Annotated in this window: 5 protein-coding genes; 2 read left to right on the top strand and 3 right to left on the bottom strand. The window is 36.3% G+C overall.

Features of this window, described 5'->3' with window-relative positions:
* Positions 1-66: 66 nt before the first annotated feature.
* Both ACN4EE_RS22160 and ACN4EE_RS22155 read right to left on the bottom strand, forming a co-directional pair.
* The gene (locus tag ACN4EE_RS22160) at positions 67-258 is read right to left on the bottom strand and encodes a hypothetical protein (protein WP_431708690.1); all 192 of its coding nucleotides are present in this window, start codon (positions 256-258) and stop codon (positions 67-69) included.
* 52 nt (positions 259-310) lie between these two features.
* Positions 311-634: an IS607 family transposase gene (locus ACN4EE_RS22155; protein ID WP_431708689.1), complete on the bottom strand. Its 324-nt coding sequence runs from the start codon at positions 632-634 to the stop codon at positions 311-313.
* A 160-nt stretch (positions 635-794) separates the two neighbouring features.
* Between ACN4EE_RS22155 and psb35 the strand changes: the two genes are divergently transcribed.
* Positions 795-995 (top strand): photosystem II assembly protein Psb35, encoded by a 201-nt coding sequence (psb35, locus tag ACN4EE_RS22150; RefSeq protein ID WP_431708688.1) that lies wholly within the window; start codon positions 795-797, stop codon positions 993-995.
* Between the two features lie 315 nt (positions 996-1310).
* On the opposite strand, the gene ACN4EE_RS22145 is transcribed toward psb35, so the two are convergent.
* Complete coding sequence (locus ACN4EE_RS22145; protein WP_431708686.1) at positions 1311-2840, bottom strand: hypothetical protein; 1530 nt, start codon at positions 2838-2840, stop codon at positions 1311-1313.
* Between the two features lie 200 nt (positions 2841-3040).
* Between ACN4EE_RS22145 and ACN4EE_RS22140 the strand changes: the two genes are divergently transcribed.
* Positions 3041-3925, top strand: coding sequence for an alpha/beta fold hydrolase (locus ACN4EE_RS22140; RefSeq protein ID WP_431708685.1), 885 nt, complete (start codon positions 3041-3043; stop codon positions 3923-3925).
* Positions 3926-4158: the final 233 nt, after the last annotated feature.

Below are 4158 nucleotides of genomic sequence, written 5' to 3'. Positions count from 1 at the left end.
CTTCTATAGTGAAACTAATATACCATCTTCCCTTGTCTAAAATGATAGAAAAATCACTAAGCATTTCTAAGGGTAAATCTTCCGATTATCTTTATCTGTAGCCTTAAAAGCTCTATGGGCATCAATTACGGCTGCTCCTCTCAAATTATAAGGAGATGATTCAACCCAATCAGGTAAATCTTCCATGACAAGTTTACGCAAATCATAGGCTGATGGTAACTTTTCTTTCGCTACATACCTATCTCTAAGTATTGCCATTGCTTTGTTGTAGCAATAGCGAGAAGCTGATAACCATTGCCTCCAAACGATTTTAAGTTCCTTCTGAGGATAAACTTGAATCTTCTTTGATTTGCTGTTTGTACTTTCGCAATCCGTAGAGTCGGCAAGAGAAAACGTGAACGATTGCCAAAATGTCTTCCACCATTTCTCGTTCAGGAGAGAGACTTGAGTTACTTGAAACCACGAGTTCGCAATTGTTTGATTCACATATCCATTGAAATAAATCGAATCCAAATCTAGCAAGTCTATCTTTATGAGCGACCACAAGGCGTTCGACATCTCCTGACATGATGCGTTCCAAAACGGTTTTAAATTTGGGTCGCCTGTAGTTGAGTCTGCTTCCGCCGAGACATATTCTTTTTTTCCCATGAAAAAAGGTGTGCTAAGATTTTTTTTATTATTCTAACACACCTTTTTGTTTTTGTGTATTTTCTTGTATAAGATATTAACTTTTTATGCTTTACTCATTAACAGTTTCACAGTATAATTTACATTTATTATTTAGGAATCATTTTATGAATTATTTATTATTAGTGGCTGGAACTTTTCCTGTTTATTTCGTAGCTGTCTATGTGGTAGGTTTTATCGCTGCTGTTGTCATTGGTTCGATCGCATGGTATAGTTCTAAACGTCCAGTGGGTTGGGAAGATGCCGAAAAACCTGATTTTATCCCAGACATTAAAATGGACAAATCTGAAGAGAAAAACAATGAGTAAGGACTTGTTTTTAAAATCAAGGATTTAGACAAACTACATTACTAAAAAAGTGTGCAGTTTTAGCAATTTTTACTCAAAAAATGAGCATTTTTTACGAAATTTTATTTAAAACATTTTTGTATTTATATATTCATATAAAGCCCCAAAACCTTGATTTTTATTACTTATTCCTTTTTCCCTTTTCCCAAATCCGCTCTTCCCTATCTTCATCAAAAGACTATGAGGCAACCCCTAGGTAATAGTTTTGGAATGATTATACCAGAGTATATTTTGTGTTTTTATGCCTAGTTTTTGACCAAAAATTACCAAATTAGTTTATACTACATTAAAAGCAACTCCTTCTTCTGCAAAACTAGAATAATTTTGTAAGATACTTTGTCTTTCTTCTTCTCCCACAAAAATATAAGCACCTGGGCTAGTTTGAAATCGATAAATATCTTGCCCTTGGTCACTCATTGCACCATAAGTATAAAACGCTAAACCTTCTTCCACAAAACCATAGTCGCTTTGTAAGATGCTTTGACGCTCTTCTTCTCCTACATATAAGTAAGCCCCCGCAAGATTAGTGTTGCGAAAACGATAAATAGCAATTAAATCATCATCCATTGTCAGGGAGACTTTAAACGCTTCTCCTTCTTCCACAAAATTATAGTTATCTGCTAAAATACGTTGACGTTCTTCTTCGGCTACATAAAGATAAGTTGCCTCTCCTGTGCGAAAACGATATATTTGTGTATTTAGTAAGCTATCATTATTTAAGGAAATTGTTTCGTTATCAAACTGTAAATATTCCACATCATAAAGGGTTTTGGTATAACCAAATCCTGACACTGTAAAGGTACTTACTTCATCGGAAGTGATTTCTTCGATCGAGTAATCAGTGCTATCCCCTGTTAAAATGACGGTATCAATACCAGCATCCCCCCAAATTTCATCGTTACCTAACCCCGGAATAATGGTATCATCGCCTCCTGCACCGTAAATCAAATCATTCCTAATTTCGCCATTAGCATCCCCAAAAAGGATATTATCATCTTGCCCTCCCCAAATGGGAAAATCCTCGATTTGAGCCGAAAGTGAACCAGTATCGGACCATTTTGTCTGATGATAACTGTTATCGGCACTATCCCGAAATACTAAATAATGAAAACTTCCATTGCCACCTTCGGCGGGAGTTAAAATCAAATCTTCGGATAATTGACGGGTTTCTTTTGTCCAACCTTCGGGTAATATTGCCTCCTCAAAAGCTGTAGCTACTTGACTTTGATCTAATTGCCCTGATGCGTGCATAATATACTCGTTACCCCATTCATCGATAACAAAATATCGATCGAGCTTGATAGCATTAGGATTATCGGAGGATAACCCATTTTCATTCGCCCAAAACTTCATATTTTGCCCTTTATAATTAGCGGTAACTTTTACCACTTCCTCTGGAGGAGTAGTGACAAGGTTTCCTGCATAATAAGGACTTTGACTGGCAATACCAGAATAATCATCAGCATTGAAAGGCCACATGGCATTAATTGCAGTGGACATCGCCGCCCATGTATAACCATCGGAAGTAGTGATATAACTTGTTACACCAATATCTTGCCCCGGAGAGGCAATGAATTGAGATTCATTAAACTGTAAGTTTCGAGTAGTATTTTTGAGGAAAGGAAGGGGAGGAGTATAATCCACCCAAACTTCTGGGGAAATTTCGTTATTGCCCTCTTGATTTGGATCATCTGCACTCTTGTAAGTTGCGATCGCCAGTTGAGGATCAACGCTAATAGAACCAATATTGACAATTTCAAAGGCTTCCTCTAAGATGTTCCAAGTTAAAGTAATTTCGGAGTTCATGTATTGATATTGGGAATAAAGTTTTTACAAAATTGATAAGTTATGGGAAGTTACGCACTTATACCAAAAATCTAGGCATTGAGATTCCGTGGCACAGGCAGGATGCCTGTATTGACTAAGGATGACAGGATATAGTTATTAGAGCGTAAGTCCTAATGATATAAATACTAACTTATTATCAAATATTAATTCTGTAATTTATGGTTTACGCAGGGAATGAAAGGGATTGGATTTGGCGAGGTTGGCACATTCATTATAGTTTTGAAAGGGTCGCTACTGAAAACGAATTAACAGATATACCTATTATCCTTTTACACGGTTTTGGTGCTTCCCTAGCCCATTGGCGACACAATATCCCTGTTTTGAGTCAATATCATACGGTTTATGCCCTTGATTTACTCGGTTTTGGGGCATCGAAAAAAGTCTATGGTAACTATGGGATTGATTTATGGACGGAATTAGTAGCAGATTTTTGGCACACTTTTATTGATAAACCTTGTATCATTATTGGTAATTCGATCGGCTCTTTAATTGCTCTAAATACCGTAGCACAATATCCTCATATCGCTACAAAATTAGTAATGATTAGTTTACCAGATATTTCGGCTCGGCAAAAAATGATTCCTTCGGCTTTGCAACCGTTGGTAAAAACCTTAGAAAATTTAGTTGCTTCACCCTTACTTATACGTCTTATTTTCTACATTGTACGTCAACCGAATATTATCCGCCGTAGTCTCAAGGTTGCCTATATTGATCATAGTAACGTAGATGATGAGTTGATTAATATTATCAGTCGTCCTCCTCTCGATCGAGGTTCAGCTCGTGCTTTAATCGCATTGAGTAAAACTATGGGAGATTTTTCTACGTCTTTGGAAGAATTACTAAAACGGGTGGATATTCCTATCTTATTACTTTGGGGTAAGCTCGATCGACTTATTCCCCCGACTCAAGCTCAAAAATTAGCTCAAATAAATCCGAATATTGAACTAAAATTATTAGATAATCTTGGTCATTGTCTCCATGATGAATCCCCTCAATTATTTAACCAAATTGTCTTGAATTTTCTAGGTTCGATCGAGTTGTAGCATTTTTAGGTGAGGTAAGAAGCCCACGTCTGTACCATAGGTCAGCGTGGGAGTGTCACAGATCAACTAGAATAGACATGGAACTTAAGTTTGTTTAATTAGGGTTTGCTGAATAAATCAGAAGGTTATTAAAATCAAAGGTTTAGACATACTACATCAACTAAAAAGTGTTCAATTTTCACAATTTTTACTGAAAAACTGAGCATTTTTTACTAAATTTTATTTAAAACAAT

It is taken from the genome of Geminocystis sp. CENA526 (assembly GCF_050753365.1).
Taxonomy (GTDB): domain Bacteria; phylum Cyanobacteriota; class Cyanobacteriia; order Cyanobacteriales; family Cyanobacteriaceae; genus Geminocystis.
The sequence above is the reverse complement of the archived record's forward strand: the minus strand, read 5'-3'. Positions and strand labels throughout refer to the sequence as shown.